We start from the raw sequence: 23093 nt of genomic DNA on the forward strand, positions 1-23093 counted from the left end.
TATCTTCCTCAAACACTTGGATTACGATAAACCAGTGAATTAATTGCTCTTGCAACCAAGTCACCATTTTGATTTGTGTAAGTGCTTTCCAACACAACAAATTCTAGCGCTCCAGACTTTTTGTCAAACATATCTTTAATCTTGGAGGTTACTGTGATGTTATCACCTGCGTAAATCATGCCTAAGTATTCAAACTCCTGAGAACCATGAAGAAGTCGGCTAATATCCATACTTAAAAAGTTCAATACGGGCAATAATTCCGGCCCTTCCATATCTAATGGAAATGGAAAGGTTGGTGCTGCTAGCATCGCTTTATATCCAGCATCATGTGCGGCCGTTTCAGAGAAATATACGGGATTAGTTTCACCTATCGCCTCAGCAAAAAATTTCAGTCGTCCTTTCTCAATATCAACATTGAATGAGTCAAATTCATGGCCAACTTTACTGCGATCTAACATAATGTAATCCTTCTTTTATACTTTACGGTACATAGTCACAACTGCTGCACCACCTAACCCTAAGTTATGCTGTAATGCCACGCGAGCACCCGGCACCTGTCTGTCACCCGCTGCACCACGTAGATGCCAAACCAGCTCAGTAGCCTGTGCTAAACCAGAAGCTCCTATTGGATGACCTTTAGACATCAAACCGCCTGAAGGGTTAACAACGTATTTACCACCATAAGTATTGTCAGCATCGTTAATAAACTTCTCCGCCTCGCCTTCGCCACATAAACCTAGCCCTTCATAAGTGATCACTTCGTTAGGAGTAAAACAGTCATGTAACTCGACCACTTGAGCTTCTTCAGGGCCCATGCCTGCTTGCTCGTAAGTTTCTTGAGCAGCCTTAGCAGTCATCTTGGCACCTATCAAGTCGATAGGATTATCCCAAGTGTCAGCTAAATCGGTTGCCATCGACTGACCAACAATCTCAACATCAGCAGTTATACCGTGTTTTTTAGCAAAAGCTTCACTACAAACGATAACCGCTGCTGCACCACAAGTGGGAGGACACGCCATAAGTCGAGTTAAATAGGGTTCAAAAATCACAGGGGCACCCATTACTTCTTCAAGCGTCAATGGATTATCAAAAAGTGAATAGGGATTCTTCACCGCATGGCTTCGTGTTTTGACTGAAATCTTACCGAAAATGTTAGGGTTGGCACCGTATTTTTCAATGTAATGGGTGCCTGCTTGTCCGAACAGCCTTAACGCTAACGGTCCCTGGGGTGCTTCTGGTGCTGCTTTATCTAACGCTCCAAGCATACTAGAAAAAGGCGATTCACGATCTTCCCAATGACTACCCAATGCTCCGCGTTGCATCTCTTCGAAACCAAATGCTAGTGCGCACTCAATCGCGCCTGAGGCAACTGCCTGACGAGCTAAAAACAGTGCTGTGGAGCCAGAGGAACAGTTATTATTCACATTGACTAATGGGATGCCTGTTTTGCCAACATCATAAAGACCGTGCTGTCCACAGGTACTGTCACCATAAATATAGCTGGCGAAAGCCTGCTGCACTTTATCATAGTTAATACCAGCATCAGTAAGCGCTAGCTTTATAGCTTTAGACGCCATTACGCGATAAGGTTCTTGTTTTCCTGGTTTAGTGAACTTAATCATTCCAACACCAGCGATACGTACATTTTTCATTTTATATATCCTAAAAAATTGGTTTATTTCTTGGCATTCAAAAGATCAATACCAACATACTTACTAACAGCGTTAAAGGTATCAACAATTGACTCAGCCACATCTGCATCGGTAAAGTCACAAACTTTATCCCACTGCTGTGCAATTTGTTCGGCGCTTATTGGATTTTTTGTACCCAATGCAAGGCCTTGTGAACGCTGATATCTAAGCTTACTAAACCAGCCTGCGCCAACTTCAATCACAGAGCCATTTTCGGTACTGTCTTGTGCACAAAGTTTTACCACTAAAGGCACCACAAAATCTGGACTAGTCGCTTTTAATACTTCTTCTGGCCAAATGGTTTCCGTTAATCTAGAGCCTGCTATAGGGGCAATAATATTAGATAGAATATTCTTACGTCCACCTTCAATAGCTAGCGTACGACCCAGGCCAGTCAATGCTGATTTAGCGGAACTGTAGTTTGCTTGACCAAAGTTGCCATAAATACCTGCTGCTGAGGTGGTAAATATAATGCGACCAAAACCTTGTTTTTGCATATACGGCCATGCAGCCTTAGTGACTTTATAAGCACCATCAACATGCACCTTATAGATGATGTCCCAATCGTTGTCCTGCATTTTGGCAAAACTAGCATCACGTAAAATACCGGCGTTATTTATCACAACATCTATACGATCGTAATTATCGATTGCGGTTTTTACGATATTCTCTCCATTTTCCACAGAGTCATAGTTAGCAACGGCTTCACCACCAAATGCTTTTATTTCGTTAACCACTTTATCTGCAGCTGCTGAACTTGATCCTTCACCACTACCAGTACCACCAAGATCATTTACCACTACACTCGCGCCACGCTTGGCAAATTCAAGGGCATACGCACGGCCTAAGCCACCGCCACCGCCAGTTACAATTACAACCTTTTTATCAAAACGGATATCATTCACTTTTATCTTCCTCTTATTGCTAACGGAGTTATTCATTATTAAAACTTATCTAGTTTCAGCTATAACCTTACTGAGAGACAAAGACTAAAAATCATATTTAGTTTCCTACTACTTGTTTAAAAGCATTAAGGAGCAAGTTTTAATTAGCTAAGTATTTTCAACAAAATTTTCATTCATCTGAGAAAGTCAAACAACAAACTTTCGTTGGTTTTCTGCACTAAATTAAACTAGGAGGTTATTTTTTACTGGTATATCAGACTGATTTAAAATAAATTATTTTACCTGAAAGATATTGTAAATTTATAAAACGAATTTTCTGTAAGAAAAAGAGTTCGCTGGAATAGTCATTACTCCATTAATTCCAGCATTAATGGAGTCTTTCAAGAAGATGTTCTATGACAGGTTACTTATCAAGATTTAGATTCTATAACAGCTAATGTAATACCTGAGATACAAAAAATTCGTCAGCTTCATTGTTAATATGAATACCCCCAAACTTAAGTCGTATTGTCAATATGAGTGGGCCTCGCTGTGCCAATCACTTTGCCGTATTTCATTTTCTTTAGGTGATTGGTATTCATCTCAAGTCCCACACACCGCATGGTTTTTCGGCTGCTTAAGTACCTGCAATACTGCCCAAGGTTTCAGCCAGGGTGACCGGCGAACATCCATGCAGAAAGCCAATTGGTTGATGTTTTATCCACTCAACTAGCATAGTACCTGTTTTAAAATCATCACCAATTTCGATGACTTCTATACCAAGGTATTTTCTGAAAGTTTATTAATTTCTTTAATTGTTGCCTTCTTTTTCCAAATTCTCATATTATTACCTTACGATTATTTCAGCTTAAAAATTTATCGATCTGAAAATTCTTGAATGAGTTGTTGAGCCTGCTCAGTTCGCACTAACACTCCCTGAATTAGAGCTTCATACTCAAGCGATTCTGATAACGTAGCAGTATCTGAAAATTTTATCTGTGATTTAAGTGCCTTCAAAGCAGGAGCTGGCTGGCAAGCAATTTGACTAGCAAATCCTAAAGTTCTCGGCATTAAATCTGCATCAATTACCATTTCGTATGTAAGTCCCCATTGCTGCGCTTTTTCCGCATCAAGAAAGTCAGCTGACATGGTTAATGCAGCCGTGCGCATAGGTCCTATTCTTCGGTTAAGCATCCATGATGCGCCCATGTCCATAGCCATACCAATTTTAGCAAAACTAAAAAAATAACGAGCAGATTCAGCTGAAAAAACAATATCACAGGCCAGCGCAAGACTAACGCCTGCACCAGCAGCAACACCATTAACAGCAGCGATTACTACTTTGGACATTGATTGTATAAACTCTACAACTGGGTTAGCAAATTCTCTGATCCAATTTTCCAGTCTATCTGCGTTTTCTTGTAATAGACCACCGGTCAAGTCGGCACCAGAACAAAAGCCTCGACCAACACCAGTAAGTATAACTACGCGAACATCATCGTCACTTTCTACTTCCTTAAGCGTTGCTAACAATTCAACCAATAAATTAACATCAAGCGCGTTAAGCGTTTTTTTCTTAAGCATAGACAAAACAGCAACACCGTTAGGGTGACGCTCAAAACCAATTACACTATCAAACTGTGTCATTAAACATATCCTCTTTAATTATGATTTTTATTTATAACCTGAGCTTTTATCAACAGGTTAAACAGTTGGTTCAAGTAAATTATTGACGTGTTCAAGACACCTGAGCTTCACGATCTTTCCAATAAAATTTACGTAACTCAGCTTTAAGTACTTTACCTGCGCCAGAAATAGGTAAAGCATCAATGAAAGCAATAGACCTAGGACATTTATATCCTGCAATATGCTCTTTACAAAAACTACGTAACTGTTTGGTTGTCAAAATTTCGCTATTTTCAACATTAGGAGCAGGTACGATAACAACATGAACTGTTTCTCCCCACTCAGCAGAGGGAATACCGATTACCGCACACTGAGCAACATATGGGTGTTGTGAAACAATGGTCTCCACTTCAGATGAATAGATATTTTCTCCGCCAGAGATGATCATATCTTTAACACGATCAACAACAAAGATATCGCCCTGTTCATCGATATATCCTCCATCTCCAGTGTGAAGCCAGCCGTCAATAATAGTTTTTTGCGTCAATTCAGGTTTTCCCCAGTAACCCGCCATAACATTAGGCCCACGAACCGTAATTTCCCCGACAGTTCCAGCTGGTACCGGGCAGCCTTGCTCATCTACCATACGAACTTGTTGGACAAGCCCTGGAATGCCAGCACTTTTAATTTTTCCTGATTCAATTGCTTCATAAGTGTGGTGGTTTTTCGATGAAATAGAAATTAAACCACACTCGGTCATACCATAACCTTGAACAAAACCAATTTTAGGCAATTCTTCCAATGCTTTTTTCATCGTCCCCAGAGGCATAGGAGAGGCACCATAAATAATGTTTTGCACCATCTCAAAATCATCTTTATTGAAAGATGGATCATCCAACAACATTTGCACCATGGTAGGTATAAGTAGCATATCGCTTACACGCTTTTCTCTAATTATTTTCATCACCTCTGCAGGAATAAACGCAGGTAATATAATTTGACTTCCACCCAAAAGAAAAGACATCAACAACATTCCAAGACCAGCTATATGAAACAGTGGTGCACAATTTAACCAACGAGGCTCAGCAGACAATCCGGTCATTTGGCTAGCTGTTAATGCAAATACCATTAAGTTGGTATGACTTAACATAACGCCTTTAGGTGAACCCGTTGTACCGCCTGTATAAAAAATTCCGGCAAGATCATCGCCATTGCGATACATATCCTCAATCGGATCTGACTCTGCCACCAAGCCTTCATAACTGACCATACCTTCAGGACATTCACTATCCCCAGCATAAATTACACATTCTAACAGTGGTACCTTCTTTTTTATTTCTGCAACCATTGGCGCAAAAGTATCATCAACAACAAGAAACCGAGCACCAGAATCAACTAATGAGTAGGAAATTTCAGCAATACTCCAGCGCACATTTACTAAATTGTAGAAACCTCCAGCCCAAGGGACAGCAAATAAATATTCTAAATACCGGCAAGAGTTCATTGACAATAAAGGTAAGCATTCTCCTTCTTTAAGGCCAATATTACGTAGACCACCTGCCAAACATGCAACCCGCGTCACCAGTTCACGGTAAGTTAAAGATTGGTTTTGATAACATATCGCTTCCTGCTCAGGACGAAGCAATACATTACGGTGTAAAAGCTGTGTTAGGTTCATTTTATAACGCCTTTTTTTTTAAACTAAAGCCTGTAAAACCTTGTTCAGGTCACAATCAGCCTAGCAAGAACATTGCTCGTTTCGCTTCAATTTTAAATAAGCATCAAACAATGTATCGATATTTTTTTGCTACAGCACATCAATAAAACAGACGTACAAAAACAAATTTATAATAGTAGATAGCTTGCCTAGTTATAAATAAATAATGAACAAACTAAAGTTTGTTTTTATAGCAACTATGGTTAGCCGTGTGATTTATAGAGAGCATTGTTAGTTTGATTGTTGAGTTTGCTCATTGTGAGGTGCATAAAGTTCTTTCACCTTGTCACAAAATACATTTTCTTTCATATAGTACAAAGTTAAGATTAATTCTATGGCGTTATGTGCCCCATAGTCAGATAGAACTAATAAGAGTATGCCCGCTATATGATCGTAAAGTTGACGTTTGATATTCAGACTGGTTTTATTCCGCTATGCTCACCATGAAGTCTTTAACAAAAGAGCTACTTCATTCGGAATTCACTAATTCAGTTGATGACCGATATAGGTTATGAGTTCAACCTTAGCCCTATCTTTGAACCACTGAAATGTAATTAACTTTTTATCAAGTTAACTTAGCCTAAATGTAATATAAATCATGTCTACAATATTACTATTAGGCTAGCATCCATGTATCGGTTAAAATGCCCCTTATACATTGCGACTGAGTCATCTCTGGCGAAACCAAAAGGTAAAAAAATTGGAAAAAACACAGCATAATTGGACTACTTGTCAGGAGTGTCAGGGACGCGGAAAAAAAACGAGAAAGCTGCGCAAAAAAGTGAAGCTCAACTTTCAAAGAGCGTTAGCGCACTTTGAAGAAATGAATAGCGAAGGCACGCCCCCCGTTCGACCGAAAGGTCACCTCTATGATTGTTTGAACTGTAGCGGCTCTGGCTTAGTTCAATCAGCTAGTCATCCTATAGCCGATACAGAAAGCTACCCACACGTTGCTATTATTGGTGGTGGCATAGGTGGAGTAGCTTTGGCTGTAGCATGTAAACACCGCGGTATTCCTTTTACACTTTATGAACGTGATAGCGGCTTTGGTGCTCGATCTCAAGGGTATGGCCTCACGTTGCAACAGGCAAGTAAAGCAATCGAAGGATTAGGGATTTTATCACTAAAGCATGGCGTAATTTCTACAAGACATGTGGTACACACCACTGATGGCAAAGAGATTGGAGAATGGGGCATAAGAAAGTGGTTGCCGTCTGAGTTAAAGACCTCGGTGAAACGCACAAATATACATATCGCCCGCCAATCTTTACGCTTTGCTTTGCTTGAAGAACTTGGAGGTCATGATGCTGTTAAGTGGGATCACCAATTCGTCGATTTTAAGGAAACTAAAGGTGCCCCTGTTGATTTGAGCTTTAAAGTTAACACTAAGGGAAAGACCAAGAACGAGAGCAGCGCAGAAATAAAGCATGTTAAGGCAGACCTTGTTGTGGGTGCCGATGGTATCCGCAGTTCGGTAGGAAAATTATTGATTGGAGATGAGTTAAGACCGCTACAATACCTAGGTTGTATTGTGATTTTAGGTATCTGTCCTTTGGCTGATCTCAACGGGCTTGAAAGCCCTTTGCTCGACTCGGCTACGGTATTTCAAACCGCCAATGGCCATGAGCGAATCTACATCATGCCTTATGATTCAGAGTCGGTAATGTGGCAACTTAGCTTCCCTATACCAGAAGAGGATGCTAAGGCCTTGAGCGCTAAAGGTCCTCAAGCACTTAAAGAAGAAGCCTCTAAAAGGTGTCAGTGGCATGATCCCATTCCTCAAATTTTATCGGCTACTAAGTCATCGCTAGTTTCTGGTTACCCAGCTTATGACCGTGAATTACTCAGTGCAGAATGGCTGGAAAAATCAGATAAAGTAACCTTGATCGGCGATGCAGCCCACCCGATGAGTCCATTTAAAGGGCAAGGGGCAAATCAAGCTCTGTTAGATGCCCTATCATTGGCTCGGGGCATATCCATAGGATGTAGACCTATGTCTCAATGGCGCGAAGCGGGTGTAAGAGCAAGTGTATTAACTGAGTTTGAAGCAGAAATGTTGACCCGCAGTGCTTCTAAAGTGAAAGGCTCAGCAGAGGCTGCACAGTTCCTACATTCCGATGTTGTACTTCATGAAGGTGATGAGCCAAGAGGACGATGCTTACTGAAAGAAGAGTCATGATATCAAACAAGCCGCATATTATTATTCGTTTGGCCATGAATTGACAGATTGGCTAGCTCGCTAAGTGCCTCATCCCGCCATAGAAGTGTGAAATATATGTCCGCTGTGTGTTCATAAAGCAGACTTTGATTTCATCTAATTCTTTATGCCACCAGAACAAATTAAGTTTTAAAATTTATTTTTTATTAACGTCAGCTTTCGTAGCCAAAATGATCTATTCTGAGATAATTTTTTCGATGTAGAGAGGGTCTACTCTGTGGTAGATCAGCTAGTCTAAACGACAGTGAATGGCCATATATTTTATAAAATAAATTACTGGAATATTATTGCGAGTTTCCATCTTCATTTAGATTTTTGGCACATTTTTAAATAAAAAAATTTCATTGTGAAATTTATTTCTATCTTTATTTAGCTTCTACAATTACAAGCCTATAAAGTTACCTGGGTATCGCTTTATTTATAATATTAAAGTAAGGCTAAGAGCTTAGGGCAACAAGCTAATTCCCCTATGCTCTTTGGGATTTTATTGTCAGTAAGTTGTGCCAACAGAATAGCAGCTTAGAGTAAATTCATGTTGGCAAATGATAGAGTCACTTAATAAAGTCTAAATGTTGTTGATAAAAACCACCGAGTAAAGGAACTTTGTTTTCGAGTCCTCTAATCGCACCATAGAGTCCAACTGCCCATGCCAATAAGACGCCAATATTGAGTATCCAACCCACTAAGGGAATTAATGACAGCACGGCGCCGGTAATAATAAGTCCTAACGATTGGCGTAGATGAAAGCTGGCTAAGGAGGATTGATGTTTATCATAGATAACCATGGCAACCACCCAACCAATTAAGGTGAAGTAACTGATGACTGCTACGAGTGTAGCCATTCTTTGTCGCTCGGCCCAACTCATTTTTTTTTCAAAAACATTTTCATAATCACTTGGAATATGTGGCATAACAAACACTCCGTAATTAATAACTATTCTATTGATGATAATTCAGCCAAGTATTTTGTATTAGTATTAACTTGGTCTTACATTAAATTTAGGAAAAATATTGCCATTCAACAAGAAATATCTATCTTGTACTCTTTAAGGTAACGGCTAATTGTTTCAACTTTATGAATAAAGACGAGCGAATTTTTATCGCTACTTTTTTAGTACTTGGATAAAGTGTTGATATTGTTGCTGCATTGTTAGCATCAATTTTTCTTGTTCATTTGTTGATAACGTTTGGTAGCACAATCGATTATAACTAGCACTGAGTCGGGTAAAAACTATCGCTAATTCTGGGCATTGCTGACGAACTTCTTTGGCGAAGTCATTAACTGTCATGCTAGAAGGTTTATCCATGCCCTGCTTTGCCAATTTCGCCATCGATTTTTGGTAAAGTATTTGCCACTTAGTTAATGATTGTGGTTTTGTTTTACTACGATTTAGTAGGTGTAAAAACAACATCAGCATGGACATGCTAATAACTAAGGATACGGCAATAATCAAGGCCAATTTCCAAGAAACCATCTGACCAAACCAGTTTTTGAATAAATCATACTGCTGCTTGGTGGTAAAACCAATAACCCAGCGGGTCCATTGATAATCAAGGGCATCAAATTGTAGGCGCAATGCATTTAGCCAAGCAATATTCTTCATCCGATATAAGCTAAATAAATCATTATTAAGCTCCGATTGCTGTTGTAATAACTGAGTTGACCAACCTGAGTTTACCCGCTCTGGGTCTACCGAGCTGGTTGGGTCAATACGCAACCAGCCTTTACCCTCTACCCAAATTTCAGACCAAGCATGGGCATCATATTGATAAATACTTAAATGACCTTTGTTAGCTAATTTCCCGGTATTATCACCTGTATTAGTCACGCCATTATATTCACCGCCTAAGTAGCCAGTAACCATACGTGCAGGGCTGCCTGAGGCCCGCATGACAAAAGTAAACACACTGGCATAATGTACACAAAATCCTGCTTGGGTATCAAAAAAGAACTGATCTAAGCTGTTATTTTTCAATAATGGCGGCTGCAAAGTATAAGAGTAATTTTCTTTATTAATAATGTTTAATACCGCTTGGGCTCGCGCCTGCACATCCACATAATTATGCTGTAACTGCAGCGCCAATTGCTCAAGCCTTGGATTACTGCCTTGTGGATAGCTCAAGTTTAGTTGCCGACTTTGCTTAGTTAATTCTAATGTTAGTGGCGCAGTTAAATAGCTAGTTAAACGATAAGATTTAGCCTGGCTAATTATTTTGGAATTATTAAAGGTGTGATCGGCTTGTGCTTGGATACCCTTTGCATCACCCGTCACTACCGATGGTGCTAAGGCAAATAAATATTTTTGAAAACTCGGCTCGACAAGAACCTGATAGCTTAAGGGTGAAACCCCAGTTGCACTGTTATCAAAGCTAAAGTTTTTAGCCGCTGCTGCAGTTTTATTTCGAGTGAACTTATGTTGTCTGCTCCACTGCCTACCATCGTATTCTTCTAGCACCATGGCGCGCCAATATAGCTGTGAATAGTTAGGCACTTTTTGTTGACCAAAATCAGCGCGAAAGGCCAACTTGGTCGAGCGGGTTAAATTAGCAATATCACCGGGTTTAACCGTATCTGACAAGCCTGTTTCTGCCGACTTTGCTAACGGCACTTGCCAAAAAGGCGATAATCGAGGAAAGACTAAGAACAGTACAATAGCCAAAATCGCACTTTGGCAAAGTAAAATAACCACCACTTTGATGTTAGTAACAAAAGTTTTTTCGAAGGAGAAAAACTGCAGTAATACCGCTAAAGTCAGCACCAGTAAGGCGAAAGTTATTAAGGAAAATGCTAGATCTTGTCTAAATATGAGTGACGCCGCTAAGACAAATAATCCTAACAGCAGTAATTGATAAAAATCACTACGCGAGCGTAATTCAAAACCTTTCAGCGCATAAGAAAAACAAAGCAAATGCAGCATACTAGCTAGAATACCGACCTCTTTTGCAGTAATAACGATGGCCACACAACCTAATAAAGCAAATATGCCCAAAACTATGGGCGAGACATTAGTACCTTGTCTACTATTCTGGCGACTATTTTGTCGATGAGTGTGGCCAGAAACGGTTTTATTTTTAGATAGGCTGTTACCCTTTTCTCGTCCTTGATGTAATAGTAATGCTTGCCATGCCAATGACAAAGCAATAATCGCTAGCATCCAAGTACTTAATTCCAACGCAATTACTGAGATATTCAAACATTGACACAGCCAAAGTAGCCAAGCATTTTTTCGGCTTAGGTCAAAGTTGCTTTTGGCTTTACTCTTGGTCTGCATTTTAACGCCGCCGACAGCATCTGCTGACACTTTTTTACTTTTATTATTGAAGAAAATCATGAGTATAAAGCCAATGCAGTCAAACAGGCTTGTTGGTGATGAAAGCCTGAGTTTGGCGCTATGTTCATTGACTGACAGCTAAGTTCAGTGGAAAGCTGTAAACCAAAGCTTTGATTCGACGCCGTCAGCTCACCAATTAGGAAACTTAAATAGGCCAATTGTATTTCGACATCATTACTCGGCATTTCGCTCAGTTTTAGCCAATGTAATTGACTTTGCTCTGCTTGATAGTGTTTTGAGTAATGTCCTTGTCCTTTTGCCAGTTGTTTCCAAGCCGTTCTGGCTTTTGATTCACCGCGAACAAAGCTCTTTAATTCGGAAAAATCATCAGTACCAACACTATTCGTACTTTGATAACTATCTATACTCGGCTCATCGGCTTGCGCAGATAATTGATATTGATCGGCAATTAGGCTTTTTGCTTTAGGATAGATTATGGCGTAATGGCCAAAATCCAAAATTGATTTACTTTTAAAAAGGCCTAAGGAATATTCACTAAAAACAGTGACTCTGCCTAGCCAGTGTTTACCACGCTGCAATGTTTTATAGACTAGCCTGAGCTCATGACTGCCCTGCTGGCACAGTTCTATTTTCTCTACTTGGCTGTTTAACGCCTTATCAGTAAAATGAGCATTGATATCATAATGCGTTTTTTCAGTGGTTATTTTAATGGCAAAATATAACACCTCTTCAGCATAACCTTGTTGTTTTGCCACGCTATAAAAACGCAATTGGGAAAAGTTATAAAAGCTATGCAGCATAACACTGATAAATAAGCTGGCTAATAAATAGCTGAACAACAAAATAATATTATTTTGATAGTTAGTGCCTAATAAAAACACCAATACCACAAACCCTAGGTACGCCAAACCAAAGCGAGTTGGGTATATCATGATGTTACGACTGTTTAGCTGATGTTCCTGCTGACTTGGGATCCTTCGCGCCAACCAACGTTCAAAGTGTTTTTGAAAAAAACGCCTAACCGGCCTAGCCAATGAAAATTTTGCAGTTGCTGCCATAACTTACCCGTTACCTGCCTTGTTAGTAACCAAGGGGATTAAGCACATCAACACTATTGAGTATTTGCCTAGCCACACTAGAGGACTCAAGCTGACTTGCATCTAACTGTCGGTTTGGTTGCATTTCTAATCGGTGTTGGCAAACCACATAAAATACTGCCTGGACATCATCAGGTAAGACATAATCACGATTATCAATAAAAGCCATCGCTTTAGCGGCTTGCAATAATGCCTTGGAAGCTCGTGGTGATAACGGCTTACAGCTGATCTCGCTGGTAATTGTGTCAGTATTATTTACCGGACTAATGTGACCATTATATGCCCGTCTACTGACATGACTTAAAGCAATAATATATTCCAATACATCATTGGAAACACTCACTTGCGTGACGGCATCTTGCATCACTATAAGTTCTGCTTCGGCAATCACGCCTTCATTGTCAGCCTTACTGTTACCTTTGCTATCAGCTGAAGTTTGATTAGTCCGCTGTGAAGTATTTAATAGTATCTGTTTTTCGGCTTTTAAATCAGGAAAGCCGAGCGATAAACGCATCATAAAACGGTCAAGTTGCGACTCGGGCAATGGATAGGTACCGGCATGAAACAAGGGGTTCTGAGTAGCAATAACAAAAAATGGCATAGGTAATTCATGGGTAATACCATCAATACTCACCTGCTGCTCAGCCATGGCTTCAAGCAGCGCACTTTGCGTTTTCGGGCTGGCTCGGTTAATTTCATCGGCCAAGACCACTTGATTAAATATCGGACCTTTATGGAGCTCAAAACGATTAGTTTCATTATCAAAGATAGAAAAGCCTACCACATCCGCGGGTAATAAATCATTGGTGAATTGCGTACGCTGATAACTTAACCCCAACGTGGTGGCTAAAACATGAGCCAGAGTTGTCTTGCCCATGCCGGGTAAGTCTTCTATTAATAAATGACCTTGGGCAAGTAAACAAGCCAGGGCTAAGCGACATTCTTTCGGTTTACCTAATACCACTGACTCAATTTTATTTAAAATGGCAGTAATGGACTGCTGACTGGCTTGTACGATATCGACAATTGGCGGCGTTTGCGGCATAAAAAAACGTCTAATTATAAAGAGTTAATTAGACGTTTTAGCATGAATTGTCATTAAAGGGAATTACTAGCCCTTATATGTTTAGCTTAGTAGTTAATATTACGTCGGCTAACTACCGCTTCACTCAACTGACTTAATAACTGTTCGGTATCATTCCAGCCAATACAAGCATCGGTAATACTTTGGCCATAGACTGCCGCTTTACCGTTTATTAGACTTTGGTTGCCTTCAACTAAGTGACTTTCCACCATAACACCGAAGATATTATCGTTACCTTGGCTTATTTGCTCGCTAACATCTGTTGAAACCAACATTTGGTTTTCAAACTTTTTCTGTGAGTTAGCATGGCTAAAGTCAATCATCACCTTGGTTTTCAATTCAGACGTTGATAGCTGCTCGGTTACCAATTTAACACTTTGTGCATCAAAGTTTGTGGTTTTTCCACCACGTAAAATGATATGGCAATCGCCATTACCTGTGGTTTCAACAATAGCAGCATGACCAAATTTCGTTACTGATAAAAAGTGATGTGATGCGGCTGCTGAGCCTATGGCATCGATAGCGATTTTTATGGTACCGTCAGTACCGTTTTTAAAGCCTACCGGGCAAGAAAGACCTGAAGCTAATTCACGGTGAACTTGTGATTCTGTAGTACGAGCGCCAATGGCTCCCCAACACATAAGATCCGCCATATATTGCGGCGTTATCATATCTAAGAATTCGCCCGCAGTAGGTAAACCGAGATCATTTAGCTCTACTAATAACTTACGGCCTAGACGTAAACCGTCATTTAATTGAAAACTGTTATCCATATAAGGGTCATTGATCAAACCCTTCCAACCCACGGTAGTACGTGGCTTTTCAAAATAAACTCGCATGACAATTTCAAGACTACCTTTATACTTTTCACGTAATTTTACTAAGCGTTGGCCATATTCAAGCGCCGCTTTAGTGTCGTGAATAGAGCAAGGACCAATCACTACTAATAAGCGATCATCTTTATCTTTGAGGATATTGTGTATAGCAGTTCTGCCGGCAACGACTGATTTAGTGGCTTGCTCTGACGCAGGAAATCGTTCCAATAAAGCGATTGGTGGTAATAAGTCTTTAATTTTGTTGATGCGTACATCGTCAGTTTGGTACATAGTTGGCTCTCTACTGCTCTTTCGTTACTTATTCATCACTAACATAGTACTCATTGTGCACTAATGTAGTGTTAGCATGAATGTTGACGATACTCATTGGCTTAGTTTTACTTTTCCTTCAACTTTAACAAATAGTTTAGTCTTCGCAAACTAACTGACCCTGAGTACCTATTATTAATTCCTAATTAGAATCCCAAAATCAATCTAGCAGTGTTGCTGGTTGAATACCATGAAAAATTGCTGTTCTAAGCTAGTTTTTAGAATATTTATTCTAACGCGGAAAATATCAGTAAAGACGTAGCAAATATTTAATCAATATTTGCTACAGTTAAGATGGCTTAACACCTTCAAGTAAATGATTACTTAAGTAAAGCATGGCCTTCTGGTAACTGCTTGGCGATCCAAAGAGCGAGTTTATGTTTCATGTTAGGTTGGTCTTCATTGTCGACTGCTAACGGTTGAATGAGATTATCGCTGACTAATAAACGATAAAGGCTTTCGATTTTATCTTTGGCCGAATTAGTTGCCGCAAAAGCATTATAGCCACGGTTTACCGCATATTTTTCACCAATGGTTAATGCTTTCTTTAGTAATTCAGCTTCATTTTTTAATTTTTTCATCGAATAGTGTCCTAGTAGCAATCTTAATTGTTATTACCATGCGTTAAATGCCCAAGAAACACAAGCTTAAATACACAGACAAACACCGGCAAAGCCCTCTAAATATGACTAATAAACAATCAATTACAAATTTAATGACTTGCAGACTATTCTATTGATTTACATCATATAGACAACTTTTTAGTCTTGTATAATTCGCCTATAAATTTATATTTTCATTTGATTTTTCCATTTAACATTACTATTTAATATCAGGGGTAACTATGCCTTTATCACGTACCAAAAATTTGCAACACAAAGCTTATATCCCTTTATCTGCTCGAGAGAATCAATACTTGATGGCTAAAATTCCTTTAACCGATGAGTTATTAGCACAATACCAAGGGCATATTGAACAAAGCAGTGCCAGACCTTATGAGAAACTCTATCAAGACTTAGCCGACAAGTTCTTTGCTATCAATGATAGTTTCTCACTAGAGAGTACTCAGTTTATTGCCAATGATAAATTTGCTCGGGTACGCTTTAGTCCGGAAAAATTTACTGCCCAAACCAAACAGCAAGTGTTATTTTTATACAACCCTAAATATCACACCAGCCGAAATACCTTTTTCAATGGTGCCAACAGAGCTAAAAAGATAACGTTAATATTTTTAGCTAACGGTGAAGATATTCGTGGTCAATCAGCCAAATTTCATCAGCTAGTCACTAAGGCATTAACCGCTTTTGCTAGTAAAGCTAACATTGACCTGCAACAGATTAGGGTCAGTGATCATCAACATTTAACCTATGATTTGTTTGCTAAAAATAAAGGCATTGACGGTAGTCAGGCACATAAATTTAGAGCTATTTCTGACAGATACTTAGCAGACCAATACCAATTACCAGCGCAGACGAAGGCGTTAACCTATGCGGTAGTCGATTTCCCTATTAACCGACGAGTCCGTGCCTTGGTTAGCCATGACGAAAACCCGCAAGAGCGTTATAACCCCTTATATAACCTTATCGCTGATGCTTTTATTAGTACCGCTAAAAACCACAACTTAAATAACGGTGCTGTCGTCGCTAATGGCCTAGTACCAATTGTACGTTCGGGGGAGGATGAAAATGTGGTCACTGCTGGCGAGTTATTAATGCTTGGCTACAACCCACAACATACCAGTTGTGGTTATACCTGTAAGTGGAATTCGGCAAAATTAGTCGACAGTGTGCAACTCATTTTTGTTGCTAGTGAGCAAGAAAAAATGATGGTTCGATTGCATCAACATGTTGGCTTTCAACTAGGCTAGCTAAGTTTGCCCTGCATTTAACTCTTAGCCGAACAGAGTTAGTCTTCACTAAGTATGTTCGGCTATTTTGTAACAATCTATTTTGTTACTTTTATTAATTTCGAGTCCTTTTCCCGTCATCAATCCTAGTTAACGCTTATACTGATAACCAAGGGGTTATGCTTGCTGGAGGTTATTATGTTTTTAAAAAATAGAAAGAATGGTGATATGGTCGATGTCGATAAAATCCAAGATTTAACCAATTTGTATCATGAAAAGGTTTTAGGTAGTTATCAAGTTGGCGAAGAGGTACAAGATCCACAAGAGTTTGCCAAAGCTGAATTAACCTTTTTATCTGGTGAAGACTTACCACGCTGTTGGACCGACCCTAATTATAGAAGCCATAAAAAGTAGCTTTGCTAAAAACAGTTTTGCTCAACAACTCGATAACAGGCACTGATACTGACATTTCTATTGGGGGAGATAATAATTAATTCTCCCCTTTTATCACCGATTAGCTCACCCATATAATCATAAAAACACCTGCTATTAAGCAACTGTACCTTATTTGAACTAAAATAATACTAAGTGGTAATTAACTTGAGTGTTCAGTTATGTTGCGCTGGTTATTTTTCATCATACTTAGCAACCCTTTTATGCTCAGCGACTTATTAGCTGCAGAGCAGCCGCTTTCTGCCCAACCACATATCCCCGTGTTAACCATCAAAGGCGCTATTGGCCCTGCGGTGAGTGACTATATTGCCAAAGAAATTAGCAAAGCAAATCAACAGGCTCAAGCTTCGGCCATACTGCTTATTCTTGATACACCAGGAGGTTTAAGTAGTAGTTTACGCGATATAAATCAACGTATACTTGATTCAGACATTCCTCTTTTGTGCTTAGTTTTCCCGCAAGGTGCACGCGCAGCCAGTGCTGGTACTTATATACTTTATGCTTGCCATATAGCGGCAATGTCCTCAGCGACCACTTTGGGAGCAGCCACACCGGTAAATATTGGTGGGGGTTTTACCCCAAAGCAAGAAGGCAAAGAAGCTAAACAACAAAAATCAGCCATGGAGAAAAAAGTCCTTAATGATGCCATTGCTTACATCCGCTCTTTAGCCCAATTAAGAGGCCGAAATGTGAAATGGGCAGAGCTAGCCGTGAGTGAAGGCGCCACCTTATCTGCTCAAGAAGCCTTAGCAAAAAATGTAATTAACTATTTAGTAGAAAGCCCTGAGCAATTACTACAAGCACTTGATGGCCAAACCATCATAGTTAAAAAACATCAGTACAAATTAAAGCTCGCGGGTGCGCAGTTAGACTACCGCCAGCCAGACTGGCGCAGTAAGTTTATTGCCACCATTACCGATCCTAATATTGCTTATATTTTAATGTTAATTGGTATCTATGGCATATTACTCGAATTCTATAATCCCGGCATTGGCATAGCCGGGGTTACTGGTGCTATTTCCTTGTTTATTGCCCTTTATGCTTTTCAGCTTTTACCAATTAACTACGCTGGTTTGGCATTATTATTACTGGGCATCACCTTACTTATTGTCGAGTCTATGATCCCGAGTTTTGGTGTCTTTGGCATAGGTGGCTTAATCGCCTTTGTCTTAGGCTCTATTTTTCTAATAGATACCGAGCAACAACAGTTTCAAGTATCGCTTAAGCTCATCTTTACCCTAGCTATTGCTAGTGGCTCATTTATTGTCTTTATGCTCGGATATATATGGCGCCTGCGTAATAATCAAGTCGTTAGTGGTATAGAAGCGCTCGTTGGCGCCCAAGGTACAGTACTAGAGAATTTCACTGGTGCTGGGTTTATTTTATTAAAAGGCGAGCGCTGGGCGGCAGTTAGTCCGGCACAGCTGCAACAAGGCGAGCAAGTGACGGTAAATAGCATTAAAGGTTTAACGGTTAGCGTAACAAAGTCCGCTAATCCTAAGAAAAACTCCCCAGAAATAGAGAGGTAGTGACTATGATGGAAATTTTAATTAATACCGGTATGTTGATGCCAATAACAATCATTAGTTTAGTGTTACTGTTTGCTTTTAGTTTGTTTAGGGTTTTACGGGAGTACGAGCGTGGCGTGATATTTTTCTTAGGCCGTTTTGAAAAGGTAAAAGGACCTGGCTTGATCATAGTGATACCTATCATTCAACAAATGGTGCGAGTTGATTTACGTACTGTCGTTATGGATGTGCCCAGTCAAGATGTCATTAGTCGCGATAATGTTTCAGTGCGAGTTAATGCCGTCATTTATTTTCGGGTTACCGACCCACAAAAGGCCATCATTAATGTCGAGAACTTCTTACAAGCAACATCACAATTAGCGCAAACAACCTTAAGGTCGGTTCTTGGTCAACATGAATTAGATGAAATGCTTGCCAACCGAGATATGCTTAATACCGATATACAAGCAATATTGGATGCTCGTACCGACGGTTGGGGCATCAAAGTATCCAATGTCGAAATAAAACATGTCGACTTGAATGAAAACATGATCAGAGCCATTGCTCGGCAAGCAGAGGCAGAGCGAACTCGGCGAGCTAAGGTCATTCATGCCTCGGGAGAAATGGAAGCCTCCACTAAGTTAGTTGAGGCTGCTAGTAAATTAGCTTTGGAGCCAAATGCTATTTTATTACGTTATTTGCAAACCTTGACAGAAATTGCCGGTGAAAAGAATTCCACCATATTATTTCCTTTGCCGATGGAATTGATGAAGGGCATATTTAATCAAAATGCTCCGCCCGAACAGAAAAGTACTCAACACGAATCTCAACAAGGCTCCGAAAAAGGCTCCGAACAAGATAAGGCGCCAACTAGCTAAGCTAGTCACTAAATCGCCATGAAGAGTAATTATTGCTTAGCTGTATTTGTTCACACTGCTGCTTAGCAATTTTATTAACTTATTATCTACGTGACCAATAAGTAACCTCTTGCTCAGTCAAAAACTGCTCTGCGCCCTCTCCTTGCAACAAGGCTAGCGTCGCTAACATACCCGCTTGAATACATTGCGGTGCCAGCGTGGTGATTGACTTGGGTCCCTGCTCAATTGGCCAGCCAGTTAACGCATTAAGCACGTGACTATAACGCCGGCCATCTTTAACTAAAAAACGCTTACTATCACCACTGGTTGCTAAGGCGCCTTGATATAAAGCCACTATGGTATCTTTGTCATCTTTATTATTGTCGTTGTTTAACTTAGTTTCCTCAATTGACTCTATGGCAACTTGCCAGGGCAGACCGTTTAGTCTTGGCCCAGTTACCGCCAAATCTCCGCCCAGATTAACCAGCACTGGTAGCTTTGTTATTTGCTTAGCTAATAAAATACCGCGGTCAACGGCATACTCTTTACCAATGCCGCCAAAATCAAGGGCCATGCCTTTGGGTAAGGTAATGCTATTTGGCTGGTAACTAATATTTTTCCAGCCAACTAAGGGTAAAACACCGGCAACCTGCTTTGCTGAAGCGATATTACCGCTGCCATCAAAGTGCCAGACTTGATTAAGAATACCGGCGCTAATATCAAATAAGCCATCACTGAGCTGATAACACTGCTCAGCAAAGTTTAATAACAGGTAGCATTCTTCATCGATAGCAATGCTCTGCCCGGCACTGTTATTAATTTGGTAACAGACACTGTTTTTGTTATAACGACTAAACTTGTCTTCAATACGCCAAACCTCATCACTGACTGCACGGCCGACCAGCTTTGCTAAGCGTAAGTCATTTGTTTGCATCAGTACTTCACATGGGCTGGCCATGGCATCAAAAGAGAGTACATAGCCCTGCTCTTGGGCTTTGACCGACAGGATTCGCTGACTACTCTTAATCGTTTTTTTAATGGTATTGTTAATTGCTTTGTTAATTATTTTATTCATTGTGCTGCTAATAGCATTGTTCTTTGACCTTACTATCAGGGGAGAATTTAAGATTAACTTTCAGAGCAACATTCAAATTGAGTGCCATAACATTTTCCATATTAATTACCCTATCAAGTATCACAAAAACGAATAACTCAGCTGGAATATAACCGCTTGCACAACGGGATAAACAGTTAAGTTCGACAGTTCACTAGGCTCATCAAAACCGGCATTGCTTGGCATTTGTCGATAATACTCTAACCTTACGGAGAAATCGTTGCCATTATTTAGACTAAAACCATACTTTACTCCAAGAGTCACAGCGTCCATTTCACCGATGCGGTAATCGGCACTGATATAGTTTTCTTCCGGCGAGGCATGACTTTCTTGTCCAGAAAAAGTATAAGGGCGATAAAACTCGGCAGCACTTTGTTGGTAATAACGGATATGCGGCTGAAGGTAGCTTTGTTTACCGAAGCGACTAGATAGCGGCATGTACAAAGTGCTATCTAGGGTGTGCGATTTAATTTGCCAATCGTCCCACATATAACGATATGAAATATCGAGCACACTGTTCAATAAGTTTTGGTCAAAATGGTATTTAGCTTGAGCAAAAGTACTTTGCTTATTACGTTCATCCGGCCTGTACTCATAGATATAATCTTGCACAGTGCCTTGTTGATCTAAAACACTGACAATTTTAAAGGGATCAGTTAAATAACCTCGCACCATAGAGTAAGAATAATTAAACTGAGTGATCATCCTCCTGTTAATCACCTGGGTGAAACCCAATAACACATCACTAGTGACCTTTTTCTCACTACTTCCTATACGTGTTTTAGCAAACTCTTCATCCCAACTTACCGAACTACTATCACCAATAAGCATTTCAGCATAAGGCTTAGGTATGCCGCCCATAGGGGTAAAGGTATCTTGAAAATGACTTAGCCCTAATGAAATAGTTGAGTTTTTCTTATAAAAATCCACCGCCAAATTACCATTAACCCCTAGGGATAAATAATCAAATTCTTTAGAGAAATGTCCGCCAATACTGGCAGTATAATTTTCAGCTAAGGGTTGAGTCCACTGAGCGTTTAACTGTACTCGAGTATCTTTGAAGGTGTCATCAAGGGGCGTTTCCCCTGCAGGGGTAATATATTGACCCTCACCTGAGGGGCGAGTAAATGTTTGCGCCTGCGCTTGTACCACAGCGCCATTCGCCGAAGCGCCGGTTAAAGAATCGATAGTCAATTTTAAATTTAATATTTCATCGTTAGCAAAGGTTTTGTTGCCGCTGACAATCAGCTCAGCCGCGGTTACTCGCTCGCCTTCAGAATAAAATAAAAAGGCGCTCTCAAATTGCCAATCTTTTAACACTTCAGCTTTGGCGTCATTCACTATAACACCAGTACCTAATAAAGCGCCGGCTGCCAAAGATAAAGCCATTTTGACATTAGCTTTTTTAAGCTGGCTATGCTGATTAGTTTGGCTAGGTTGCTTACTGTTTTTATTGTCTGGATAGCTCATCTATATATTGATAGTTACTGCTTGTTTAACCAATCGGTTAATTGCAGCCACAACCTCCGCCGCCAAAACTTTTACCGCCACTAGAGGCTTCTTTTGAAAAATAAATATGATCATCTAAAGCTGCATCAACAGAGCTGGATGTTAACGCCATTGCTTTTGTCGCCAATAAGTCACGCTCCCAAGGCTCTACCCCCAAACTACTGCAAGCACTCAGGTTGACAAGAACAACAGCTGACAGGATAAGCTTTGCTTTAGATACAGTTATAGACTGATATAGCTGCCGTAATTTTTTAATAGTAGATTGATTCGCTTTCATTATTACCTTGATGACTTTAGCGCCTTTGCTTGCCTTGAACTCCCTTTATAAAAAGAGTGGCTATGATGATTTGTTCAACATTGAATAGCCTTTTTATACTGGCTTATTTTACCGATAGTACAGCCACTATAGCGATATTTAATCTCGCCTTCAGCTTTTATTAACACGATTTTGCTATCCTGCTTGGTATTATTGTAGGTATCCTTGCATGTAAAGTACTTGCCTAGGATGGGTAATGTAACTATCTGATCTCATCAGCTTAGACAAGTAAGCTAAACCAAACAAAGCCAAACTTAACTAACGCTAAATTAATAAAAAATTACAACGTTAACAATTTTGAAATCGATTAACATTTCTTTAGAACAAACTTGGGTATATACTGCGCCGCCATGGCGATGATTAATGATTTGAAATAATGACTTTCAATAAGCCTTATACCTTATTGTATATTATATTATGCTTTTGCTTTATCAGCACGAGCTTTGCACAGCCATGTCACTCAGACACCAACCTAAGCAACGGCTATCATTGCCAACTTGAATTAGAAGATAATCATGAGCCCAGTGAACTATTAAGCGGCCACCTTTATCAAAATATGCTTGCAGCCACTTGGCAAGTTATTTCATATACACCAGTAGAAAATATAAACCTACAGAGCTTACCTTGCTGTAATCGTGGTCCACCCACTTACTTTACCTTATACCAATTTCATTAAATTATTGCCCACTTGTGCTGGTTAAAATACTCCAAGGCGGCGTTGCTCTCAATCCCAAT

General features: G+C 39.9%; 20 protein-coding genes. 5 read left to right on the forward strand and 15 right to left on the reverse strand.

The annotated features are described in order from the left end of the window. Window positions 1-8 precede the first annotated feature (8 nt). From HRT50_RS03430 to HRT50_RS03450, 6 genes are all read right to left on the reverse strand, one after another. A complete protein-coding gene (locus tag HRT50_RS03430) occupies window positions 9-458 on the reverse strand; it encodes a MaoC family dehydratase N-terminal domain-containing protein (protein WP_291611346.1) in 450 nt (149 codons plus the stop codon). 15 nt (window positions 459-473) lie between these two features. Next, window positions 474-1652, reverse strand: coding sequence for a lipid-transfer protein (locus HRT50_RS03435; protein ID WP_291611348.1), 1179 nt, complete (start codon window positions 1650-1652; stop codon window positions 474-476). 23 nt (window positions 1653-1675) lie between these two features. After that, on the reverse strand, window positions 1676-2632 hold the full coding sequence (locus HRT50_RS03440; RefSeq protein WP_291611350.1) for an SDR family oxidoreductase: 957 nt from the start codon (window positions 2630-2632) through the stop codon (window positions 1676-1678). A gap of 461 nt (window positions 2633-3093) precedes the next feature. Next, entirely contained in the window at window positions 3094-3198 is a 105-nt protein-coding gene (locus tag HRT50_RS18835) for a hotdog domain-containing protein (RefSeq protein ID WP_367238754.1), read from the reverse strand. 253 nt (window positions 3199-3451) lie between these two features. Then, window positions 3452-4222 (reverse strand): enoyl-CoA hydratase-related protein, encoded by a 771-nt coding sequence (locus HRT50_RS03445; protein ID WP_291611352.1) that lies wholly within the window; start codon window positions 4220-4222, stop codon window positions 3452-3454. A gap of 91 nt (window positions 4223-4313) precedes the next feature. After that, window positions 4314-5879 carry a long-chain-fatty-acid--CoA ligase gene (locus tag HRT50_RS03450; protein WP_291611354.1) on the reverse strand — a complete coding sequence of 522 codons (1566 nt, stop codon included), beginning with the start codon at window positions 5877-5879 and terminating at the stop codon, window positions 4314-4316. Window positions 5880-6618: 739 nt separating this feature from the next. Here HRT50_RS03450 and HRT50_RS03455 point away from each other — a divergent pair. Then, window positions 6619-8097, forward strand: coding sequence for an NAD(P)/FAD-dependent oxidoreductase (locus HRT50_RS03455; RefSeq protein ID WP_291611356.1), 1479 nt, complete (start codon window positions 6619-6621; stop codon window positions 8095-8097). Between the two features lie 590 nt (window positions 8098-8687). Here HRT50_RS03455 and HRT50_RS03460 read toward each other — a convergent pair. The 6 genes from HRT50_RS03460 to HRT50_RS03485 form a co-directional block, all read right to left on the reverse strand. Then, the gene (locus tag HRT50_RS03460; protein WP_291611358.1) at window positions 8688-9047 is read right to left on the reverse strand and encodes a hypothetical protein; all 360 of its coding nucleotides are present in this window, start codon (window positions 9045-9047) and stop codon (window positions 8688-8690) included. A 192-nt stretch (window positions 9048-9239) separates the two neighbouring features. Beyond that, window positions 9240-11438, reverse strand: a complete 2199-nt coding sequence (locus HRT50_RS03465) for a DUF3488 and transglutaminase-like domain-containing protein (RefSeq protein WP_291611360.1) — start codon at window positions 11436-11438, stop codon at window positions 9240-9242. Between the two features lie 26 nt (window positions 11439-11464). Beyond that, on the reverse strand, window positions 11465-12487 hold the full coding sequence (locus HRT50_RS03470; protein WP_291611362.1) for a DUF58 domain-containing protein: 1023 nt from the start codon (window positions 12485-12487) through the stop codon (window positions 11465-11467). A gap of 22 nt (window positions 12488-12509) precedes the next feature. Beyond that, window positions 12510-13571 (reverse strand): MoxR family ATPase, encoded by a 1062-nt coding sequence (locus tag HRT50_RS03475; protein WP_291611364.1) that lies wholly within the window; start codon window positions 13569-13571, stop codon window positions 12510-12512. Window positions 13572-13657: 86 nt separating this feature from the next. Then, window positions 13658-14716 (reverse strand): 3-deoxy-7-phosphoheptulonate synthase AroG, encoded by a 1059-nt coding sequence (aroG, locus tag HRT50_RS03480; protein ID WP_291611366.1) that lies wholly within the window; start codon window positions 14714-14716, stop codon window positions 13658-13660. Between the two features lie 359 nt (window positions 14717-15075). Further along, complete coding sequence (locus HRT50_RS03485; protein WP_291611368.1) at window positions 15076-15336, reverse strand: DUF5062 family protein; 261 nt, start codon at window positions 15334-15336, stop codon at window positions 15076-15078. A gap of 263 nt (window positions 15337-15599) precedes the next feature. Here HRT50_RS03485 and HRT50_RS03490 point away from each other — a divergent pair, with 263 nt between their 5' ends. The 4 genes from HRT50_RS03490 to HRT50_RS03505 all read left to right on the forward strand — a co-directional run bounded on the left by HRT50_RS03490 (window position 15600) and on the right by HRT50_RS03505 (window position 19440). Next, window positions 15600-16622: a DUF3083 family protein gene (locus tag HRT50_RS03490; protein ID WP_291611370.1), complete on the forward strand. Its 1023-nt coding sequence runs from the start codon at window positions 15600-15602 to the stop codon at window positions 16620-16622. A gap of 177 nt (window positions 16623-16799) precedes the next feature. Then, on the forward strand, window positions 16800-17015 hold the full coding sequence (locus HRT50_RS03495) for an acetyltransferase (protein ID WP_291611371.1): 216 nt from the start codon (window positions 16800-16802) through the stop codon (window positions 17013-17015). 242 nt (window positions 17016-17257) lie between these two features. Beyond that, entirely contained in the window at window positions 17258-18583 is a 1326-nt protein-coding gene (locus HRT50_RS03500; protein ID WP_291611373.1) for a nodulation protein NfeD, read from the forward strand. A gap of 8 nt (window positions 18584-18591) precedes the next feature. Continuing rightward, window positions 18592-19440 (forward strand): slipin family protein, encoded by an 849-nt coding sequence (locus HRT50_RS03505; protein WP_291611384.1) that lies wholly within the window; start codon window positions 18592-18594, stop codon window positions 19438-19440. 82 nt (window positions 19441-19522) lie between these two features. Here the strand turns inward: HRT50_RS03505 and HRT50_RS03510 are convergent, their stop codons facing one another. From HRT50_RS03510 to HRT50_RS03520, 3 genes are all read right to left on the reverse strand, one after another. Beyond that, window positions 19523-20494, reverse strand: coding sequence for an FAD:protein FMN transferase (locus HRT50_RS03510; protein WP_291611376.1), 972 nt, complete (start codon window positions 20492-20494; stop codon window positions 19523-19525). 120 nt (window positions 20495-20614) lie between these two features. Further along, window positions 20615-21922, reverse strand: coding sequence for a DUF3570 domain-containing protein (locus HRT50_RS03515; RefSeq protein WP_291611387.1), 1308 nt, complete (start codon window positions 21920-21922; stop codon window positions 20615-20617). A 118-nt stretch (window positions 21923-22040) separates the two neighbouring features. Further along, window positions 22041-22319 (reverse strand): DUF4266 domain-containing protein, encoded by a 279-nt coding sequence (locus tag HRT50_RS03520; RefSeq protein WP_291611378.1) that lies wholly within the window; start codon window positions 22317-22319, stop codon window positions 22041-22043. Between the last annotated feature and the right edge of the window lie 774 nt (window positions 22320-23093).

This window comes from Colwellia sp., from assembly GCF_013215345.1.
In the GTDB taxonomy this organism is placed as follows: Bacteria; Pseudomonadota; Gammaproteobacteria; order Enterobacterales; family Alteromonadaceae; genus Colwellia.